The organism is Streptomyces sp. GbtcB7 (assembly GCF_019091445.1).
GTDB classification, from domain to species: Bacteria; Actinomycetota; Actinomycetes; order Streptomycetales; family Streptomycetaceae; genus Streptomyces; species Streptomyces mirabilis.
Genome location: NZ_JAGXJM010000016.1, coordinates 177,826 through 197,389, shown reverse-complemented (window position 1 = coordinate 197,389; position 19,564 = coordinate 177,826). Strand labels below are relative to the sequence as shown.

The window sequence follows — 19,564 nt, the reverse complement described above, 5'->3', positions numbered from 1 at the left end:
TGGTCTTGATCAACAGGCCGGGTTCGTACTACGGCAGCACAGGGATCTCGGACAGCGCCGGGTGCCGCGGAGCGAGGAGGACGATCTGGGTGGGGTGCGCCCCGGGCTGCGGGTACACGGTCTGGCGCCGGCCCCGACAGCGGAAGAAGTTCAGCGCCGCGGTGTCCTGATGGTCGGTCACCGCCCAGGCCCGCTCGTCCATGGCGGGCAGCAGCAGTACGTCCAGGAGCCCGGTGCCGACGCCACGGCCGCGCGCCGCGGGCGCCACCACGAGATCGGTGATGCGTACGGCACCCGCGAGCCACTCCTGCGACCGCCGAGCCCCCAGTGCCGGATGTTCCGGGGCGGGATCCGCGGAGCGTACGGCGGTGCCGAAGCCGCTGCCGCACCTTGGAGGCGACCTCTTCGTCCCGCTCGGGCGAACGCTCGCGCGACGACAGCAGCCGCAGATGCACGAACTCCTCGACGACGCCGAGCGCCGTGTCGCCCTGATAGACGGTGGTACCGACGTCCATGAACTCCTCCGGCCGGGATGGTCGCCGCCGGCGGGATGACGCGTCGATCCGCGCCGAGTGGGCGCGGCAGGTTCCTCAGCGGTCGGGGAGTGTTCCCAGAAACCGTATGTGGGGGTGGTCGCCGGGGCCTTCGCCCGTTCTGGTGACGATGGCGCGTACGCCGTAGACGTCGGCGATCAGGGCCTCGGTGAGCGTCTCGGCCGGGGTGCCGCAGGCGACGACCCGGCCCTGCCCGAGGACGACGATCCGGTCGCAGTACATGGCCGCGAGGTTGAGGTCGTGCAGAGCGACCACGCTGGTGACGCGGAGTTCCGCGATCAGGGCCAGCAGGTCGAGCTGGTGCTGGATGTCGAGGTGGTTGGTGGGTTCGTCGAGGAGGAGTTCGCGTGGTTCCTGCGCGAGCGCGCGGGCGATCTGGACGCGTTGGCGCTCGCCGCCCGAGAGCGTGTGCCAGGAGCGGTCGGCCTTGTCGGTCAGGTCCGTACGCTCCAGCGCGGTGCGAACGGCCTTCTCGTCGGCCGGAGTCGAGGGCGACCAGGCGCGTCGGTGGGGGATGCGGCCGAGACGTACGACGTCGAGCACGGTCAGGTCGAGCTGGGTGTCGACCTGTTGTTCGACGACGGCGACGCGCCGGGCGACGGCCCGGCGGCCGAGGTCGCCGAGCGGGTGCCCGTCGAGGGTGACGACGCCGGAAGCGGGAATGAGGACACCGGCGAGCAGACGCAGCAGGGTGGACTTGCCGGAGCCGTTGGGGCCGAGCAGACCGGTGAGGGATCCAGGAAGGGGCGTGAGGTCGACGCCGTCCAGGATCAGCCGGCCGGCGGCGGTGCGGGAGACACGGTCGGCGCCGAGCGTCATCGGTTCACCCTTCGGGTGCGGTACAGGATCAGCACGAAGCCGGGTACGCCGATCAGCGAGGTGACCACACCCACCGGCACCTCCCGCGGGTCGAGTGCGGTACGGGCCACGGTGTCGGCCCAGACCAGGAAGACCGCCCCGGCGAGCGCGGTCACCGGCAGCAGCCGGGCGTGTCCGGGGCCGCCGAGGGCGCGGGCGGCGTGCGGCAGGACGAGGCCCACGAAGCCGATCGCACCGGCCACGCTGACGAGCGCGGCGGTCAGCAGCGCCGTGACGCACAGGAGCACCAGCCGGGTACGGGCCACGGAGACGCCGAGGGAGGCCGCGGCTTCCGGCCCGAACGCGAAGGCGTCGAGTGTGCGCGCCTGTCCGAGGCAGACCAGCAGGGCGATCACGAGGACGGCCGCGCACAGCCGGACGTCGGTCCAGTCCGCTCCGCCGAGCGAGCCCAGCAGCCAGAACAGGACACCGCGGGTGGTCTCGGCGTCGGCCGCCGTCATCACGACGAAGGAGGTGAGCGCGGCGAGCCCGGCCGCGCGCACCGGATTCCCTTGACTGGCCTCGGCAAATTATCGCGCCCCCGTCAGCCGCGGCTTCAGCACGATTGTTAGCCTTGGTTGTGATCCAATTCCCCGTGCCCGGCCCAGGCTTGCGATGAGCGCCGTCGGCTCCTTCCCGCTCGGTGCCGCGACCACACTCGCCGAACTCGCCGCGGATCCGCATCCGCGCCTGGCGCGACTCCGTGCCCACGAGCCCGTTTCCTGGCTGCCCGAGCTGGACGGCTGGCTGGTGACCCGCCGCGATCTCGCGCTGAACGTGATGCGGGACCCCGCGACCTTCACCGTCGACGACCCCCGGTTCTCCACCGCACAGGTCGTCGGCCCGAGCATGCTGTCCCTGGACGGTGACGAGCACGCACGCCACCGGGAGCCCTTCACCGCTTCCTTCCGCCCCAGGGAAGTACGCGACGGCTTCGCCTCGTTCATCGAGCGGGAGACCGACCGGCTCATCACCGCGCTGGAACCGGCGGGCGCCGTCGAACTGCGACGCGCCTTCGCCGGCCCGCTCGCCGTCGCCGTCGTGACCGAGGCGCTCGGGCTGGTCGGCACCACCGCGGACACGGTGCTCTCCTGGTACGACTCCATCGTGCGGTCGGTCTCGGACATCACCGCAGGACACGAGGCGGCACCCGCGGGCGCCGAGGCGTACGCGCGGCTGAGGGCCGCCGTCGAGGCCACCGTCGCCGACCCGGGCGCGGCGTCGCTCCTCGGCTCCGCCGCCGAGCGACTGGCGCTGCCCGAAGTGGCGTCCAACGCCGCGGTGCTGATGTTCGGCGGGATAGAGACCACCGAGGCGATGATCACCAACGCGCTGCTGCACCTGCTGCGACACCCCGGCCAACTCGCCCTCGTCCGCGATGACGACGGCCTGCTGGACGGCGCGATCGAGGAATCGCTGCGCCTCGAACCCGGAGCGGCGGTCGTGGACCGGTACGCCACCCGTGACACCGTCCTCGGCCCGGCCACGATCCGCCGGGGTGACCTGGTCACCGTCTCCCTGGCCGGCGCCAACCGCGACCCGGCCGTCTTCCCCGATCCCGACCGGTTCGACGTCCGCCGCGAGAACGCGCGTCTCCAGCTGGCCTTCGCACATGGCCCGCATTACTGCCTCGCCGCGCACCTCGCCCGACTGGAGACCCGTATCGCCCTTCAGCGCCTGCTCGAACGCCTCCCCGCCCTGCGCCTCGACCCGGCCCATCCGGTCACTCCGCAGGGGCTGGTCTTCCGCAAGCCGCCCACCCTGCACGTCCTGTGGGACAGCCCCGCCTGATCAGCGTGACACCGGGGAGCGTCGCGGGGATCTCAGGAAGGGCCGCAGAAGCCATCGCCGGGCGGGTACCTCCACGTACTCGTACAGGAGCCAGGCGAGTGCCAGGGACACCGCGAAGGCGCTGATCGCGCCGATCGGCGACGGTTTGAACAGGTGCTGCCCCGCGCGCAGCACGAGCAGGTGGACCATGTAGAAGGCGAAGGAGAGTTCACCCAGTCGGACGAGGGCCGGATGTCGCCACAAGCTGGGCAGGCCGCGTACGTCGGCGAGGGCGGCCGCGGGGATCAGGCAGGTGAAACCGACCAAGGTGCAGGCGACGCAGGCGTACGATCCGCCGACCTGGGAGACCAGGAAGTAGCCGATGATCGTCAGGGCCACCGACGCCTCCAGGCCGGGGCCGCGCCAGCGGCCGAGGAGCACGAGGCGGGCGACGGCGACTCCGAGGACGAACTCCGGCAGCCGGGCGGCGGGGAAGGAGTACAGGGTGCGGCCGACCCCCAGATGCAGGTCCGCCCGGGTCAGGATGAGCACGGTCAGGACGCTCGCGCCGGCGAGCGCGGTCGCGGTGAGGGCCCCGGCGTGCCGCAGCAGCAGGGCGAACGCGGGGAAGGTCGCGTAGAAGAACGCCTCGCACGCGAGGGACCAGCTGACGGGGTCGAGTGTCTGCCACCACGGGTGCCACCAGGAGTGGACGAGGAGCAGATTCGCCGCGCTGCCGGCCGGCTTGCCCATGCCCATGACGAACACCGCGATACAGGCCGTGACCAGGTGGACGGGGTAGAGGCGGGCGAAGCGGCGGCGCCAGAAGGCCGTGGGGCGGTCGTCGGACCGGGCGGACCAGCCGAGGACGAAGCCGGAGAGCAGAAAGAAGAAGGAGACCCCGGTGGAGCCCGCCCCGAAGCCCCAGTCGGCGAAGTGACGGGCCTGCCCGTTGAAGTAGCCCAGATTGCGGGTGTGCAGGCAGAAGACGAGAAGGGCCGCCACCCAGCGCAGACCGGTGAGGGAGGGCAGTGGACCGGGATGGGTCACCTCGCGGTGGTGAGTCTTCGATCGGACCGGCGATTCGGATTGCTCCGGCTCGGCGAAGGAAGACTTGCTCACGATGGGACCGCCTGTGTTGGTCAAGGAGAGGTGCTCGCTGGGGGACTGGGGTGGTGAACTGGGCATGTTTGGGGTGGTTGTCGTCGACGCGTGTTCCCCGAGGAGCCGGTAAGTATGCGTGTCGAATTGCCGTTCGATCTGGTGATGGGCGTCGGCCGCTGCGATGCCATGTCAAGGTGTGAACGCCTGGTCGGACGCTGGGTCACCCTCCATTCGACGGTGGACGGGACACCTTCGGGCAACGGGATGGCCGATGGACTGTGACACGCACGGGGACCGCGTCGCGTACCGAGCGCTGGGGCGCCGGCGCGGGAGTGGGTCGGCACGATCGCCGTGAGCGCGGCGGTCGACGCCGCGGTGACCGGGAGCCAGGGCCACACGGGCACGGGCGGTCGCATTCCGGCCCCGATCAGCAGCGCGGTCAGGAACCGCACAAGCCGCCCGGCAGACCGGTGGTGAGCGCACCACGGGCCACCGTCCCGTAGGGAAGGGGCCCGTCGGCAACGCGCAGCGGGTCTCCAAGCCACTCGGGGAGGCCGGGGCGACGCCGCGAACCCCACGGAAGCACCAAGGCGGTCGCCGCCCCGGGGAACAGGGGCGGCGACCGCCTTGGACCTGGGTCGGCGGGGTACGGCAGGCCCGTACCCCGCGTCCGTGACCGCTACGACTTCGCCCCGGAGACCTCCGCGGGCCGCTCGGCCGGCCCACCGGCCACCGGCGTCGCCGAGCCCGTCGCCCGTCGGCCGGGCAGGAAGGCGGCGAGGGCGAGGGCGAGGAGGGCCGCACCGGCACCGATGGCCATGACCACCTTGAAACCGTTCTCCGAGGGCAGGGCGGCGGTGCCGAAGCCGGTGGTCATCTGCGCCAGGACGACACCGGCGATGGCGCTGGCGAACGACGTACCGATGGACCGCATCAGGGTGTTGAGGCTGTTGGCGGCGGCCGTCTCGGAGGCGGGCACGGCGCCCATGATGAGGGCGGGCATGGCGCCGTAGGCGAACCCGACGCCGCCGCCGATGATGCAGGAGACCAGGATGAGGTGCCAGACCTCGGACATCAGCACGATGTTGAGGCCGTAGCCCGCGGCGACGATGACGGCGCCGAGCATCAGGGTGGCCTTGGGGCCCTTGGCCTTGGTGAGGGCGGCGGACAGCGGCGCCATCGCCATCATCACCAGACCCTGCGGGGCGAGGACCAGGCCGACGGTCATCATGGACTTGCCGAGGCCGTAGCCGGTCTGCTCGGGCAACTGGAGGAGCTGCGGCAGCACCAGGGACATGGCGAACATCGAGAAGCCGAAGGCCACCGAGGCGAGATTGGTGAACAGCACCTGGCGACGGGCGGTGGTGCGCAGGTCGACCAGCGGCTTGGCGATGCGCAGCTCGTAGACGCCCCACGCCAGCAGGACGACGACCGCGACGGCGAGCAGGCCGAGGGTGGTGGCGCTGCCCCAGCCCCAGTCGGCGCCCTTGGAGACGGCCAGTAGCAGGGAGACCAGGCCGACCGCCATGCCGACGGAGCCGAGCAGGTCGAAGCGACCGCCGGTGCGGACCTTGGACTCGGGCACGAGGACCAGGACGAGCACGAGGGCGACGGCGCCGAGCGCGGCCGAGGTCCAGAACAGGATGTGCCAGTCGAAGTTGTCGGCGATGAAGGCCGCGGAGGGCAGGCCCAGGGCGCCGCCGACGCCGAGGGAGGCGCTCATGAGCGCGGTCGAGCCGGCGAGCCGCTCCGAAGGCAGTACGTCACGCATGATGCTGATCCCGAGCGGGACCACGGCGGCGGCCAGGCCCTGGAGGGCGCGCCCGGCGATCATCGGGATGAGGGAGTCGCTGAGCGCGCAGACCGCCGAGCCGGAGATCAGCAGGACGATGCTGACCAGGAGCATGCGGCGCTTGCCGAACATGTCCCCGAGGCGGCCGACGACCGGGGTGGCGACGGCGGCGGCGAGGAGGGTGGCGGTGACCGCCCACGCGGTGTTCGACGCAGAGGCGTCGAGGAGCTTCGGCAGCTCGGGGACGATCGGGATGACCAGGGTCTGCATCAGCGAGACCACGATGCCGGCGAAGGCCAGAACCGCGACCACGGCGGTCGACCTCGGCGGGGCGGAGCCCTCGGCGTCGGTGGGTCGGGCAAGGGCGTCGGACATGGACGTGCCTCCGTCGGGCGAGCCGGTTTGCTTAACTCACTCAACCATAATCCAGATTGATTGACTTAAGCAAGCGTGTCCGTGAAGATCACCGCGTGGCGGTGGAGGACGATGCGGGTGACAGCGACAATCCCGCGTAGATCTCGTCGAGAACGGTGGGCAGCAAGGCGTTCGCCGTGGTCCGGCCGTCCGGTGACAGGGTCAGGTTCGTCCAGATGACGAGCGTGACGTCGTTGGCCGGGTCGTGGCCGATGAACGAGTTGAAGCCCGGAAGCTCGCCGCCGTGGTAGTACATCGCGGCGTTCGGGCCGAAACGCTGATAGCTGATGCCGTAGCCGTATCGCTGCCCGTCGGGTGCCTTGGGGTCCTCGGGTTGCGGGCTGTGGAGCCATTCCCGCTGGTACGTGGGGTTCAGGACCTTCCCCGAGACCAGTGCCCGGATCCATGTGGACAGGTCGTCCGCCGTGGAGATGACGCCGCCGGCGGCGGTGGCGTACGAGGGGTTCTGGCGGGTGTAGTCGACGGGCGGGAGTTTCCCGGTCCGCGCGGCGGCCTGCAGCTCGGGCGGATACGGCTTGTCGACCAGCGCGTAGGACGATCCCCCGTACATGTAGCCGTGTGAGAAGCGGTCCGGCATGGAGCTGTCGTCGGCGGCGGGGAGTGAGGTCCGCCGCAGCCCCAGCGGGCCGAACAGCCGGTCCTGGAACTGCTGGGCCAAGGGGCGCCCGCCGGCCTTCTCGGCTATCAGACCCAGCACTGCGTAGTTGGTGTTGCAGTAGTCGTAGGACGCGTCGGGCGGGAACTCCGGTGGGTGCCGGAACGCGATGGACAGTACCTCTTGTGGGGTCCAGGCCTTTGCCGGGTCGGCGTCCAGAGTCGCCGCCAGTTCGGGGGCGCTCGTGTAGTCGTAGAGTCCGCTGCGCATTTTCAGCAGGTCGGCGATGGTGATGTGCTTGCCGCCCGGCACGTCCGGGACATAGGCGGACACCGGGTCGCCGAGGTGAAGCCTGCCGTCCTGGGCGAGCAGCATGATCAGCGCCGATGTCATGGTCTTGGTGTTGGAGGCGATCCGGAAATGCGTGCCCGCGTCGGGCGGGGTGTGGCCGCCCAGATCGGTGGTGCCGACCTTCGCCTCGAACGTGCCCTGCGGGGTGCGCAGCAGGACCACCGCCCCGGGGACGAACAGTTTCCTGGCGGCGCCGTCCACGGTGGATTGGAATGCGGCCGGATCGATCGGCTTCAGCGCCGACCGCTCGGAAGCGGAACCGGTCGCGTTCGTGGCGCCGGGCGACGAGTCCGGGAGCGCCGTGGTGACTGCCGTCCCTGAAGTGACCCAGCAGCTCGCGATCAAGAGGGCGCAACAAGACGCGAGCACGCCGAAACGGGTGCGGCGCGCCTTTCGGGCAGGACTCATCGTCGCCATCACGGCCTTCGCGCCCTGAGATCGGGACCACGCCGAAAAGCGGTGCGCGGTCCCGTTCGGGACCATTCATTTGACCATTTCACGGTATTCGTACAGGTGCACGCCCACGCCCACGCCGACGCTCCCGCGCCTGCGGTGTGCGGCAGGCGCGGGAGCGTTCGGCCGGGCACTCAGCGCGAGGTGAGTTTCCACAGATGATCGGCGGTGCCGTTGTCGTCCCACTGGAGGACCTGGGCGCCGGAGGAGGTGCTCATGTCGGTGACCCCGAGCAGGAGGCCGCTGTTGTAGTTGGCGATCTTGTAGTAGCCGTTGTCGGCGGGGATCAGTTGCCAGAGGTGGTCGCTGGTGCCGTTGTCGCCCCAGATCAGGGCTGTACCTCCGGCGGCGGTGCTCATGCCGTTGACGCCGAGCAGCAGACCACTGGCCTGGTTCACGATCTTGTAGAGGCCCGAACCCGCCGACACCAGCGTCCAGTTCTGGTCGGTGCCGGTGGTCGAGGTGGCCTGGACGACGGCGGTGCCCTGTGCGGTGCCCGCGCTCCGTGTGTCCAGCGCGAGCCCGCTGTTCTTGTTGGTGATCTGATAGCGCCCGGCGAGCGAGGCGGACGTCCCGCTGGGCGTGACGACCAGGTGGTAGCCGTCGGACGCGTTCATCGCGACGGGGACGGTGATGGAGCCGTTACTGACCGGATAGTCGCCCTCGGAGATGGTGTACGGGGCGGAGACGGCCGTGGTGCGGCCCTTGGACGGGGTGTACTCCAGCTTGACGTGGACCGTGCCACCGAAGGCGGACAGGGAGCCGAGTCCGTTGACGGTGACGGCTGTCGAACCGGTCCCTCCGCCGAAGATCACGCTGATCTGCCGGCCGTCACCGGTGAGCGAGGCGGCGCCGTCGATGCCGGTCTGCGCCGGGGGAGTGGTGGTGAGCATGTTCCCGGACATGTCGCCGTACCACTTGTAGAGCCAGTAGGAGCCGTTGGGCGATCCGCCGGTGTCGGTGAGGGTGTCGCCCAGGGTTCCGTAGTGGTTCCAGAAGGCGAGTTCCGCGTCGTGGACGCCCGCCCGCTCGAACTTGGCGACGTAGCCGATGAGGGCGCCGGGTATCCCCATCTCGCTCGGTGTCGCGTACTCCTCGATGGAGATCGGCCGCGGGCTGATGCCGAGGCCGCTCTCCAGGGAGCGGTAGGCGGAGACGTGCGCGGCGATGTCCTTGCTGCCCTGGAGTTCGTGCCAGGCGATGACGTCCGGGACGGTGCCACTGGCCTTGGCGTCGGTGAGGAACTGGCTCATCCAACTCTGGTTCCACGCCGAGTAACTGGGGCCCTGGATGGGAGTGGCGGCGTCCTTGGCGCGTACCTCCTTGTACGTGCGTGCCCAACCCGCGTCGAAAGCACCGGCGTTGGTGGTGTCCCAGGTCCAGTCGGGCTCGTTCCACAGCTCGTACGCGCTGATGTTCCCGGCGCCGGAGGACTTGACCGAGGCGACCTGGGTGTCGACGGCGGACAGCCAGTCGTTCCAGCTCACCCACTTGTAGGGGAAGTCGGGGTACCAGTCGGGCATCCGGACGACGACCTTCGCACCGGCCCTCGCGGCCTTGGGGGCGACGACCAGGGAGTCTCCGGCGGGGCTCGGCTCACCGTTGGGCAACTGGTGGCCGCCGGGTGCCATCTGGACGAAGGTGTTCGGCTTCAGCGGCTGGACGAGACTGTCGGCCGGGGTGCTCGCGTCGGCGAGGCCGTAGAGGCTGCCCGTGGCGACATGGGTGACGGACCGCAGCGTCTGGGCGGCGTTGACGACCAGGGTCGTGGACGCGGTGGGGGCCGCCTGGGCGGACGTGCAGGTGAGGACGGTCGCGGCGGCGGCCAGGGTCGTCGCCAGGACGGCGGCGGCCGTGCGGTCGAACGGCCTTCTGGGCGTGCGCGGTTGAGATCTCGGAACAGGCATGGGTGGCGGCTCTCCTGACGGATGAGGAGGTGGATGGGAGACTGACGTCCCGGTCAGTCCTTGACCGCGCCCGCGGTGACCCCGGCGGCCACGTACCGCTGCGCGAGGACGAGCAGGACGGCGGCGGGTACGGACGCGACGACGGCGGTGGCCATGATCGCGTTCCATTCCTGGTTGTTGTTGCCGATGTAGCGGTAGATGCCGAGGGTGATCGGGCGAAGATCGCCGCCGCCGTCGAGGGTGTTGGCGAAGACGAAGTCGGACCAGGCCCACAGGAAGCTGAACAGCGAGACGGTGACCACGGCGTTGCGGCTCACCGGCAGGACGACGGACCAGAAGGTGCGCCAGGTACCCGCGCCGTCGATGCGCGCGGCGGCGGTGAGCTCGTCGGGGATGCCCGACATGAACGCCGTGAAGATCATGACGCCGAAGGGCACGGCGATGGTGGAGTCCGCGATGATCAGGCCCCACCAGGAGTTCAGCAGGCCGAGGTTGAGGAAGATCCCGTAGAACCCCATCGCCATGACGATGCCGGGGATCATCTGGGCGACGAGGAGGGCGAGGCCCATGATGCCGCCGCCGCGGGGGCGGAGTTTCGCCAGTGAGTAGCCGGCCGGTGCGGCGAGGACGAGGGTGGCGGCGACCGTGCCGAGGCCGATCAGCAGACTGGTGCCGAGGTAGGGCATCTGGTCGTGCAGCACGGCCCGGTAGCCCTCGAACGTGGGGTGCAGCGGGAACAGGTCGGGCGGGGACTTGCGCATGTCCTGCTGCGGGGTGAGGGACACGTTCAGCATCCAGTACACCGGGAACAGCATGATCCCGGTCAGCAGGAGTCCGACGGCGGTGTGACGGCGGGAACTCGCGGGAGACTTCACGCTTCCTGCCTCCTCTGGACGCGGATGTACAGCAGGCCGAAGACGAGGGCGATGAGGATGAGGATGTTGCCGACGGCGGCACCGGGGCCGAAGTGCGGGAGCAGGGTGCCGAACGCGAGCTGGTACGACCAGGTCGCCAGCGTCGACGAGGAGTCGCCGGGACCTCCCTTGGTCATGATCCAGATCAGGTCGAACACCTTGAGCGTGTAGACCAGTCCGAGCAGCAGCGTGATCGCGGAGACCGGCCGCAGCAGGGGAAAGGTGATGCGCCGGAACTGCTGCCGGCCGCTCGCCCCGTCCAGCGAGGCCGCCTCGTACAGCTCCCCGGGGATGTTCTGCAGACCGCTGTAGAGGATGACGAGGTTGAAGGGGATGCCGATCCAGACGTTGGCGATGACGACCGAGGCGAGCGCCCAGTGCGGCGAGGTCAGCCAGTCGACGGGCGGAACGCCGACGAGGTGGAGGGCGTAATTGACCACGCCCGACTCGCTGTTCAGCATCCAGGACCAGGTCGACGCCGACACGATCAGCGGCAGCAGCCACGGGATGAGGAACAGCGCCCGCAGCGTGGTGGAGAGACGGAAATGCCGGTTGAAGAAGACCGCGAGCGTCAGCCCGGCCGCGTACTGGAGCGCGATCGACACGAAGGTGAACACCATCGTGTTGCGCAGCGCGGGCCCGAAGGTCGGGTCGTTCAGCACCTGGGAGAAGTTGTCCCAGCCCGAGAACGGCGCGTCGCCCGCCACGAACGAGCGGACCGTGTAGTCACGCAGGCTCAGATCGAGGTTGCGGTAGAGCGGATAGAGGTAGAAGGCGGCGAGGTAGGCCACGAGCGGGGCGAGGAAGCCCAGCGCGGTCAGCCGGTCCCTGCCGTGCCGACGTCGTGGCGGCACGTCACGCCGGTCGGCGTCGCCCGCCGCTCCGGACACGGCCGGGGACCGCTTGGGACGGCGGTCGACTCGGGCGATGGTCATGCGAACTCCTGGATGCGGGTGGCGGTGTCCGGGACGCGGCCTGCGGTGCCGCGCGCTGTCAGCCCTTGCTCTGGCCGGCCGCGTCAGCCCTTGCTCTTGCCGGCCGCCGTCTGTGCGGCGTCGAGAGCCGCCTCGGGGCTCTTGCCACCGGACAGGGCCGCCTGTACGGCCGTCCACATCGGCTGCGAGATGGTGGGGTACTTCGTGCCGAGACCGCCGCTGGTACGGCCACGCGCGGCGGCCACGGCCTCCACCCACGGCTTGAGCTTCGGGTTCGCCTTGACCTGCTGGGCCTGGACCGTCGCGGTGGGCGCGACGTACGTCAGGGCGGTGTCGCTCGCCAGCAGGCTCTCCGAGCTGGTCAGACAGGTGACGATCTTCTTGCTGACGTCGTAGCGCGCGGTGTCCTGCTGCACGGGCACGGTGACGAACTCGCCGCCGGTCGGCACCGGCGCCGAACCGCCGTTCTGCCCGGGGATGCTGACGACCCCGTACGGGAATCCGGCCTTCTCCGCGTTGGCGAGCTGCCAGGTGCCGTTCTCTCCGAAGGCGTAGTCGCCGGTGGCGAACTCCTGCCAGCTGGTGGTCTGGGTGTTGTTCAGGACGTCCTTGGGCGCGAGACCCTCGTCGACCCACTGTTTCCACAGCGACAGCGCGGCGGCGCTCTTCGGCGAGTCGAGGTGGGTGAGGTCGCCGCCCGCACCCCAGAACCACGGCAGGAACTGGAAGCTGCCCTCCTCCGTGCCGATCGCCGAGAAGGTGATGCCCTTCTTCCCGGCCGACTTGACCTTCTTCAGGGCGGCCGTGAGCGACGCCCAGTCCTTGATGGAGGCGGGGTCGACGTGGGCGGCGGTCAGGATCTTCTTGTTGTAGTAGAGGGCGAGCGTGTTGGCGCCGATCGGTACGCCGTAAGAAGCGCCGTCGATGGTGCCCGCGCCGATGATGTTCTTCTGGATCGCGGACGTGTCCAGACCGAGGTCGTTCGTCTTGTTGAGGATCCCCGCCTCGACCAGTGTGGAGACGACCGGGTTGTCCACGAGCATCACGTCGGGCGCGTTGCCCTGCTGGGCGGCCAGCAGCGCCTTGTTGCCCAGGTCGGTGGTGTCGTAGCCGGTGCGCTTGATCTTGACGCCCGCCGAGGTACCGCACTGGGCGACGCGCTTGCCCCAGTCCGAGGAGGCGTCGAACTGCGGGTACGGGTCCCAGAAGGTGTACGTCGCCGACTTGCCGGTGGAGTCGGAGGAACCCGAACCGCCACCCCCGCAGGCCGTGACGGAGGCGAGGGTGCCGGCGGCGACACAGGCGGCGAGGAGAGTTCTGCGGGTGTTTCGCATTGCGGTGACCTCGTTGTCATGAGTGGTCGTGCGGGGTGACGGGGTGTGCACGGATGCAGGGAGGAGGCCGTGGAGGTCGGCCGACGTCAGGAGGTGGGCAGCCAGACGCGCATGCTGCCGTCCTGCCGGTTGGCCCAGGCGTAGTAGGGGATCGCTGTGAGCTCGACGGACTCACCCGAGGGCGCGATGGCCGGGTCGGCGTCGGCGGACCGATAAGGCCACCAGCCGGTGTCCGGGACCGCCCGGCGACGGCCCGTGGCGACGACGGTGGTGACACCGCCGAGCAGATCAGGCCGCTGCTTCACGGCGAGCGGCCGCGCCGTGTCGATGACGACGTCGTCCAGACCGCCCCCGGGGTGGTCCACCTGCTCCAGGCAGTACACGAGCGGGCCCCGCTCGATGGCCACACAGCCGCGGACCGCGTCCACCCGCGGGTCGGCCGCGGTGAGGCGGGGCTCCAGGCCGAGTTCGACGACGACCCGGTCGCCCGGCGCCCAGGTGCGCTCCAGGCGCAGCCAGCCGTCGGTGACGGGGGCGTCGGCCTGGTCGTACGTCCGGTCGCCGCACCGCACGCGGTACTCGTGGCACCACTGCGGGATGCGCAGGGACAGCGTCCAGGGCCGCTCCCGCGGGGTCTCCTCGACGGTCAGGGACACCGCGCCGTGCCAGGGGTAGTCGGTCTCGGCGGACACGGTGACGGGCGTGCCGGCGAGGTCACCGCGGTAGCGGCCGGTGACGTACTGGTGGATCTGCAGACCCTGCCCCTCGGCGTCGGTCGAGGAGAGGTAGTGCTCGAGTCCGGCCAGCAGCCGCATCACGTTCGGGGGGCAGCAGGCGCAGCGGAACCAGCGGGTACGGCGGGCCGACTGGTCGCCACCGGGGTCCGTGTGGCCGTCACGGACCTGGAGCGGATTGACGTACAGCCAGCCTTCGCCGTCCAGCGAGACACCGGCGAGGAACCCGTTGTACAGGGTGCGCTCGATCAGGTCGCTGTAGCGGGCCTCGCCGGTGAGCAGAGCCATGCGCCAGCTCCACTGGATCGAGGCGATGGCGGCGCAGGTCTCGCAGTAGGCGCGTTCGTTGGGCAGCTCGAACGGGTCGCCGAAGTCCTCCTTGTCGTGGTGCGCCCCGAGACCACCGGTGAGATGGGTCTTGGTCGTGGTCATCGCCCGCCACAACCGCTCGGCGGCGGAGCGCAGTTCGGCGTCGCCCGTCTCGGTGGCCACGTCCGTCGCACCGGCCAGCAGATACAACTGGCGCACGGCGTGCCCTTCGACGGTGACCGCCTCGCGCAACGGCACGCGGTCCTGGCAGTACGCCTCGCCGCCGAGCAGGCCGTGGCCGTAACGGTCGACGAAGTAGCCGGCGAGATCCAGATAGCGTCGCTCGCCGGTCTCCCGGTACAGCTCGACCAGGGCGGTCTCCACCTCCGGATGGCCGTCGACGCCGTCGATCGGCCTGCCGCTGCCGGGAAGGCCGAAGACGGAGTCGAGGTGGTCGGCGAACCGTCGTGCCACGACGAGGAGTTCGTCGCGACCGGTCGCACGGTGATGGGCCACCGCCGCCTGGATCAGATGGCCCGCGCAGTACAACTCGTGCCCCCAGCGCAGGTCCTGGTAGCGCTCACCGTTCTTGCGGACCTGGAACCAGGTGTTGAGATAGCCGTCGGACTGCTGGGCGTCGGCGACCAGGGCGATGATCCGCTCGACTTCGGCGGCGAGTTCACGCAGGTCGGAGCTGTTCTCCTCGCCGTCAGCCGGCGGCCCGCCGCGGGCGAGCTGCCAGGAGGCGGCCTCCAGCCACTTGTAGACGTCGGTGTCGACGAAGGGGTAACTGCCCTGGAACTCGCCCTGGGCCGTGCTGGCCGCCAGGCGCAGGTTGTGCAGGTTTCCCGCGGACTCCAGCAGAGCGGGGCCCTGCGGGATCGAGGTGTGCGCGTTGACCTCGCGGCGGGCGTGCCAGAAGCCGGTGCGCACCTCCGCGGCGGCGGGACGCAGCGCGGCGGGGGCGTCCGGGCCGAGCCGGACCGGGCCCACGGGGGCAGCGCCCTGTTCGGTGGCAGCCGAGACGTCGGTGGGGGAGGGCAGGGCGGAGTCTGTGCGGGGCATGGTTCTCCGAGAGGGGTGGTGGCGGGAGGGAGCCGGGCTGCGGGGCAGGGCACGACGGCCCCCGTGCTCGAGAGGCGGGAGGTTCTCGGAACTCGTTTGAGCAACCGTTTTTCCTGCCGAGAAGTAGAGGGCAGTGGGGTAGCCGGGTCAAGAGTCGCGGCAAGAGATTTTTCTGTTGCCCGGTGGCTGGCACTCACCCCCGGAAGGCTGCGACGATGGACGGGTCGTTGCCGTCCAGGAAAAGGTTTGCTCGTGACCGTTGCTCCAGGTTCCCGCTCCGCCGGCCCGGCGAAGCTCGCCGACGTCGCCGCCCTGGCCGGCGTCAGTGTGGGTACGGCGTCGAAGGCGCTGAACGGCGGAGGGCGGATGCGTCCCGAGACCCGCCAGCGGGTCCTTGACGCCGTCGACGCACTCGGGTTCCGGCCCAACCAGCACGCGCAGAGCCTGCACACCGGGCGGAGCTGGACGGTCGGGCTGATGACGACCGACGGCATCGGCCGCTTCAGCACCCCCGTACTGCTCGGTGCCGAGGACGCGCTCGGGGCCGGCAAGATCTCCGTCCTGCTGTGCGACACCCGCGGCGACGCGATCCGGGAACAGCACCACCTGCGCAACCTGATGGACCGCCGGGTGGACGGCATCATCGTCACCGGCCGCCGTACGGACCCCCGTCCGCCCCTGGACGGCATCGAGGCCGTCCCCATCGTCTACGCGCTCTCGCCGTCCACCGATCCGGCCGACACCTCGGTGGTCTCCGACGACCGGGGCGGGGCCGTACTGGCCGTCGAGCACCTGTTGGCCGCGGGCCGCACGCGCATCGCTCACATCACCGGCCCGGAACACCACGCGGCCGCCCGCGACCGGGCCCGGCACGCGGTCGAGCATCTGGAGCGGGCCTCCCTCGGGCTCTCGACGGGACGGGTGCACCACGGGGAGTGGAGCGAGGCGTGGGGGCGCCGCGCCGCCGAGGCGGTTCTGCGCACGGCACCGGACACGGACGCCTTCTTCTGCGGCAACGACCAGATCGCCCGGGGTGTGGCGGACGCGCTGCGCGAGCGGGGCGTCAACGTGCCCGGTGACATCGCGGTCGTCGGCTACGACAACTGGGACACCATGGCCCTGGCCAGCAGGCCGCCCCTCACGACGATCGACATGGACCTCACCGAGATCGGCCGGATCGCCGCCCTGCGACTCCTCGAAGCCATCGACGCCGACCCGGCACCGGGGGTGCACACCGTCCCGTGCCGACTGATCGTCCGCGAGTCCAGCTGAAGCGAACCGAGTTCCGGGGGGTTGGGGGGACGGTGGAGGAGCCGGAGTTCAGTGTTGTGCTGACCGGGACCGGCGGCCGGAGGATGGACGTCGTCCAGGCGGTTCGGTCGATCACCGGTCTGAGCGCGTGGCGGAGCGCGCGGCTGCTGGAATCCATCCCGGTCGTGGTCGTCGAGGACACATGGTTCGGGGCGGCCGCGGACGCCGTGGGACGTCTGAAGGCGGTCGGCGCCGAGGCGGGCCTGCTGTGCGGGTGGTGCGAGCGCGCGATAGTCCCCGGAACGGAGCCGGTGGACCCGGGACCGTGCGCGTCCCCCTCTTGGCCTTCGGCGGAGTGCCCGGCCGGCCGTCCCAGGCGCTGACTAGGACCGAGACGCGAGAGGAAGATCCTGCACGGCGGGCTGTCCGACTTCCCCGCCTGGCGGGTGGCCACCGCCGCCACCCTCGCCGAGCTGCGCGACCGGGCCCCGGTGATCGGCATACAGGTCGAATACGGCCTCGCCGACCGCACCACCGAACGTGAACTGCTGCCCATGGCCGAGGCGTTCGGACGCGGCGCCGCCCTCTACGCGCCGCTCGCGGGCGGCCTGCTGACCGGCAAGTACCGGCTCAGCCGGGAAGGCCGCCTCAGCAGATGGGGCGCCGGTGGCGTGGCTTCGGGCTCGCACCGCCCGGGCCTCCACCGCTCTGATCCCTGTTATCGGCGCGCGTACCACCGTGCAGCTGGGTGAGTACCTTGCCGCGCTGGACCTCGTCCTCACCGACGAGCAGTACGACCGCTTGGAACAGGCGAGCCGGGGCGCCCTGGGCACCCCGCACGAGACGGCCGCCGCCGGCGTCGCCGCCGCTCTCGGCGGCACGCCGCACGTGTCCGCCGCCATCCTGTCCCCGTGATCTGATCCCACAGTCGGCCGGGCGCAGCCGTCAGTCGCTTGCGTCAGCTCAGTGAGTGCTGCCCTGATCGCCACCCTCGGCGGGACCGAGCGGTCTCCCGAACGTCGCGTTCCAGCGTCCGGCGCGACCGCTGAACTCGGTGGCGGTCAGCGGCGGTACGTCGATCCGCCAGAACGCCGACTCCGGTGCCCCGAGGGCCCGTACGGCCGCGGCCCGTACGACTTCCGGCTCCACCACGGCGACCGTCCGGCCGGAGAACCGCGCGGCCTCGTCCAGCCAGGCCGCGACCCGCTCGCACAACTGGTGCACCGACTCGCCGCCGTGCGGTGCTGCGGTCGGGTCCGCCAGCCAGAGGGCGACGGCGTCCGGGGCGTCGGCGCTGACGTCGGCCAGCGTACGGCCCCGCCAACCACCCACGTCGAGCCCGGCCGGCGCGGTCTCGACAGCGCCGTCGAACCCCAACGCCGACGCGGTCTCCCGGCATCGCGGAGTGGGGGATACGAGTACCCGCTGTGCTGCCGGAAGGGAGCCCGCGGCCGATCGCGCACGCGCGGCGCCGGTGGCGTCGAGCGGGCATCCGTCGTCGAAGCGCGCCTCCCGCAGCGCCGCACTGATCGCGGGGGAGATCATCATCACTCGGCTCGTCATTCGCCCATCCCCATGTCCGACTTCCCCGTCCGCCCAGGCCGGTGGGACTCCGGACCACCGGGTGTGTCGTGGAGGGTGGCGAGGTGCTCGAGCAGCAGGCCTTCGCGGGTGGACCAGGGGCAGACCTCGACCGCCTTCGCCTCGCAGGCCTCCATGAGCGCCTCGGCCACCAGTGCTCCGGCCAGGGACTGCTCGGCGCGGTGCCGGGAGATGCCGGGGAGCTTGGCGCGGCGCGCCGGATTCGCGGCGGCCAGTACCGGGACGGAGGCATGCAACTGGGACAGGGCCAGCTTCCGTTGCGAGCGCTGTGCCTTGCCTCGGGCGGCGGCGAGCCGGGCGAGCTGCTCGAAGGTCTTGGAGCAGGCCAGCACGCGGGTGCCCGGTTCCGCCCGCGGCAGATCGGGGACGGCTTCCAGCTTTCGACGCAGATACCGACGGATCTCGGTGAGACCCTGTTTGGACGGGGCGATGCCGCCGGGCAGCCAGTCCCGGGTGATTCTGCGGGCGCCCAGGGGCAGGGAGTGGACGCTGTGCGGCTGGTCTCCGGTACCCGAGGCGATCTCCACGGTGCCGCCGCCGACGTCCAGGACCAGCAGCCGGCCGGCCGCCGGGCCGACCCACTGGCGGGCGGCCACGTAGGCAAGCCGCGCTTCCTCTTCGCCGTCCAGCACGCTCAGTTGGGTGCCGGTTCTGCGCGCCACGCGCCTGATGACCTCGTCGCGGTTGGGTGCGTCCCGGATGACGGAGGTGGCGAACGCGAACATGTCGGTGCCGCGCAGTCGGGGGTCGGAGGCGATCGCCTGGGCGACGGCGCGCTCGACGCTCTCCACCCCGGCGTCGTCGAGTCGGCCCTTGCGGTCGAGCGTCTCGTGCAGTCGCAGCCGCACCTTGTGGGAGAACACCGGCTCCATCACATGGCCCGGCCGCGATCGCACCACCGTGAGCAGAGCGCTGTGGCACCCGACGTCGAGTACACCGGCCTGCCGCATCCCATCGCCTCCCCTGGTCTCGTTTCCTCCATGTCGGAACGGATCGACTGCGTCTCCCCGTCGTCCGACGGCCCCGTCACCGACGCGCCGGGACTTCCGGTCCACGTGCGTGCTCGTTCCCTCACCCACCGTGTACCCTACGTGCCGCTCGAATGAGACGGAGTCACGGTCCACGCGAATCTGGAGGGAGGACCGACGGCCTCACGCCTCCTGCCGGGCATCGATCTCGCTGATCAGGTTCTCGACACGGGCCTTGATCTCGTCCCGGATGGGGCGCACGGACTCCACACCCTTGCCTGCCGGGTCCTCCAGGGCCCAGTCGAGGTACTTCTTGCCGGGAAAGACCGGGCAGGCGTCGCCGCAGCCCATGGTGATCACGTAGTCGGACGCCTGGACGGCCTCGGTGGTGAGGAGCTTCGGCTGCCGGCCGGCGATGTCGACGCCGACCTCCCGCATGGCCTCGACCGCGGCCGGGTTGACCTGCTCGCCCGGGACCGAACCGGCCGAGCGGACCTCGATCCGGTCGCCCGCGAGCTGCGAAAGGAAGCCGGCCGCCATCTGTGAACGCCCGGCGTTGTGCACACAGACGAACAGCACGGAGGCGAGCGGAGTGGCAGACATCGGTACTTCTTTCGCGGTCAACGGGTCGTG

General features: G+C 70.7%; 20 protein-coding genes and 1 pseudogene. 7 read left to right on the top strand and 14 right to left on the bottom strand.

From position 1 onward, the window contains the following. Positions 1-28: 28 nt before the first annotated feature. On the bottom strand, positions 29-283 hold the full coding sequence (locus KVT44_RS26200; RefSeq protein WP_308314118.1) for a GNAT family N-acetyltransferase: 255 nt from the start codon (positions 281-283) through the stop codon (positions 29-31). 85 nt (positions 284-368) lie between these two features. Between KVT44_RS26200 and KVT44_RS26195 the strand changes: the two genes are divergently transcribed. Further along, the gene (locus KVT44_RS26195) at positions 369-554 is read left to right on the top strand and encodes a hypothetical protein (RefSeq protein WP_217569045.1); all 186 of its coding nucleotides are present in this window, start codon (positions 369-371) and stop codon (positions 552-554) included. A 36-nt stretch (positions 555-590) separates the two neighbouring features. Here the strand turns inward: KVT44_RS26195 and KVT44_RS26190 are convergent, their stop codons facing one another. Together KVT44_RS26190 and KVT44_RS26185 are read right to left on the bottom strand one after the other, a co-directional pair. Next, positions 591-1,373: an ABC transporter ATP-binding protein gene (locus tag KVT44_RS26190; protein ID WP_217569043.1), complete on the bottom strand. Its 783-nt coding sequence runs from the start codon at positions 1,371-1,373 to the stop codon at positions 591-593. Then, positions 1,370-1,894: pseudogene (locus KVT44_RS26185) on the bottom strand (FecCD family ABC transporter permease); the annotation flags it as partial. The gene KVT44_RS26190 and the pseudogene KVT44_RS26185, both read right to left, overlap by 4 nt. A 133-nt stretch (positions 1,895-2,027) precedes the next feature. On the opposite strand from KVT44_RS26185, the gene KVT44_RS26180 reads away from it, so the two are divergent. Further along, complete coding sequence (locus KVT44_RS26180) at positions 2,028-3,203, top strand: cytochrome P450 (protein ID WP_217569041.1); 1,176 nt, start codon at positions 2,028-2,030, stop codon at positions 3,201-3,203. Here the strand turns inward: KVT44_RS26180 and KVT44_RS26175 are convergent, their stop codons facing one another. Continuing rightward, positions 3,204-4,232 (bottom strand): acyltransferase, encoded by a 1,029-nt coding sequence (locus KVT44_RS26175; protein WP_308314115.1) that lies wholly within the window; start codon positions 4,230-4,232, stop codon positions 3,204-3,206. 186 nt (positions 4,233-4,418) lie between these two features. Between KVT44_RS26175 and KVT44_RS26170 the strand changes: the two genes are divergently transcribed. Continuing rightward, complete coding sequence (locus KVT44_RS26170; RefSeq protein ID WP_180293158.1) at positions 4,419-4,568, top strand: hypothetical protein; 150 nt, start codon at positions 4,419-4,421, stop codon at positions 4,566-4,568. Between the two features lie 397 nt (positions 4,569-4,965). On the opposite strand, the gene KVT44_RS26165 is transcribed toward KVT44_RS26170, so the two are convergent. The 7 genes from KVT44_RS26165 to KVT44_RS26135 form a co-directional block, all read right to left on the bottom strand. Beyond that, positions 4,966-6,453 (bottom strand): MFS transporter, encoded by a 1,488-nt coding sequence (locus tag KVT44_RS26165; protein WP_217569039.1) that lies wholly within the window; start codon positions 6,451-6,453, stop codon positions 4,966-4,968. A gap of 88 nt (positions 6,454-6,541) precedes the next feature. Continuing rightward, a complete protein-coding gene (locus KVT44_RS26160) occupies positions 6,542-7,867 on the bottom strand; it encodes a serine hydrolase (protein ID WP_217569037.1) in 1,326 nt (441 codons plus the stop codon). 179 nt (positions 7,868-8,046) lie between these two features. After that, complete coding sequence (locus tag KVT44_RS26155) at positions 8,047-9,819, bottom strand: RICIN domain-containing protein (protein ID WP_217569035.1); 1,773 nt, start codon at positions 9,817-9,819, stop codon at positions 8,047-8,049. A 53-nt stretch (positions 9,820-9,872) separates the two neighbouring features. Beyond that, on the bottom strand, positions 9,873-10,634 hold the full coding sequence (locus tag KVT44_RS26150; protein WP_097288672.1) for a carbohydrate ABC transporter permease: 762 nt from the start codon (positions 10,632-10,634) through the stop codon (positions 9,873-9,875). A gap of 56 nt (positions 10,635-10,690) precedes the next feature. Then, positions 10,691-11,668 (bottom strand): carbohydrate ABC transporter permease, encoded by a 978-nt coding sequence (locus KVT44_RS26145; protein WP_217569033.1) that lies wholly within the window; start codon positions 11,666-11,668, stop codon positions 10,691-10,693. Between the two features lie 83 nt (positions 11,669-11,751). Beyond that, positions 11,752-13,002 (bottom strand): extracellular solute-binding protein, encoded by a 1,251-nt coding sequence (locus KVT44_RS26140; protein ID WP_099924813.1) that lies wholly within the window; start codon positions 13,000-13,002, stop codon positions 11,752-11,754. Between the two features lie 86 nt (positions 13,003-13,088). Next, positions 13,089-15,110, bottom strand: a complete 2,022-nt coding sequence (locus KVT44_RS26135) for a glycoside hydrolase family 127 protein (RefSeq protein ID WP_217569031.1) — start codon at positions 15,108-15,110, stop codon at positions 13,089-13,091. Positions 15,111-15,362: 252 nt separating this feature from the next. Here KVT44_RS26135 and KVT44_RS26130 point away from each other — a divergent pair, with 252 nt between their 5' ends. From KVT44_RS26130 to KVT44_RS58340, 4 genes are all read left to right on the top strand, one after another. Beyond that, on the top strand, positions 15,363-16,382 hold the full coding sequence (locus KVT44_RS26130; protein ID WP_217569030.1) for a LacI family DNA-binding transcriptional regulator: 1,020 nt from the start codon (positions 15,363-15,365) through the stop codon (positions 16,380-16,382). A gap of 56 nt (positions 16,383-16,438) precedes the next feature. Continuing rightward, positions 16,439-16,744, top strand: coding sequence for a ribosomal protein L7/L12 (locus KVT44_RS26125; RefSeq protein WP_190171698.1), 306 nt, complete (start codon positions 16,439-16,441; stop codon positions 16,742-16,744). Positions 16,745-16,807: 63 nt separating this feature from the next. Further along, positions 16,808-17,113 (top strand): aldo/keto reductase, encoded by a 306-nt coding sequence (locus KVT44_RS58345; protein WP_308314114.1) that lies wholly within the window; start codon positions 16,808-16,810, stop codon positions 17,111-17,113. Continuing rightward, a complete protein-coding gene (locus tag KVT44_RS58340) occupies positions 17,100-17,276 on the top strand; it encodes a hypothetical protein (RefSeq protein ID WP_254649873.1) in 177 nt (58 codons plus the stop codon). Before KVT44_RS58345 ends, KVT44_RS58340 begins: the two co-directional genes overlap by 14 nt. 48 nt (positions 17,277-17,324) lie before the next feature. On the opposite strand, the gene KVT44_RS26115 is transcribed toward KVT44_RS58340, so the two are convergent. The 3 genes from KVT44_RS26115 to KVT44_RS26105 all read right to left on the bottom strand — a co-directional run bounded on the left by KVT44_RS26115 (position 17,325) and on the right by KVT44_RS26105 (position 19,534). Beyond that, a complete protein-coding gene (locus tag KVT44_RS26115; RefSeq protein WP_217569028.1) occupies positions 17,325-17,924 on the bottom strand; it encodes a histidine phosphatase family protein in 600 nt (199 codons plus the stop codon). Beyond that, the gene (locus tag KVT44_RS26110) at positions 17,921-18,913 is read right to left on the bottom strand and encodes a Ppx/GppA phosphatase family protein (RefSeq protein WP_217569026.1); all 993 of its coding nucleotides are present in this window, start codon (positions 18,911-18,913) and stop codon (positions 17,921-17,923) included. The genes KVT44_RS26115 and KVT44_RS26110 overlap by 4 nt, the downstream gene beginning before the upstream one ends. Before the next feature lie 201 nt (positions 18,914-19,114). After that, a complete protein-coding gene (locus KVT44_RS26105; protein ID WP_099924818.1) occupies positions 19,115-19,534 on the bottom strand; it encodes an arsenate reductase ArsC in 420 nt (139 codons plus the stop codon). Between the last annotated feature and the right edge of the window lie 30 nt (positions 19,535-19,564).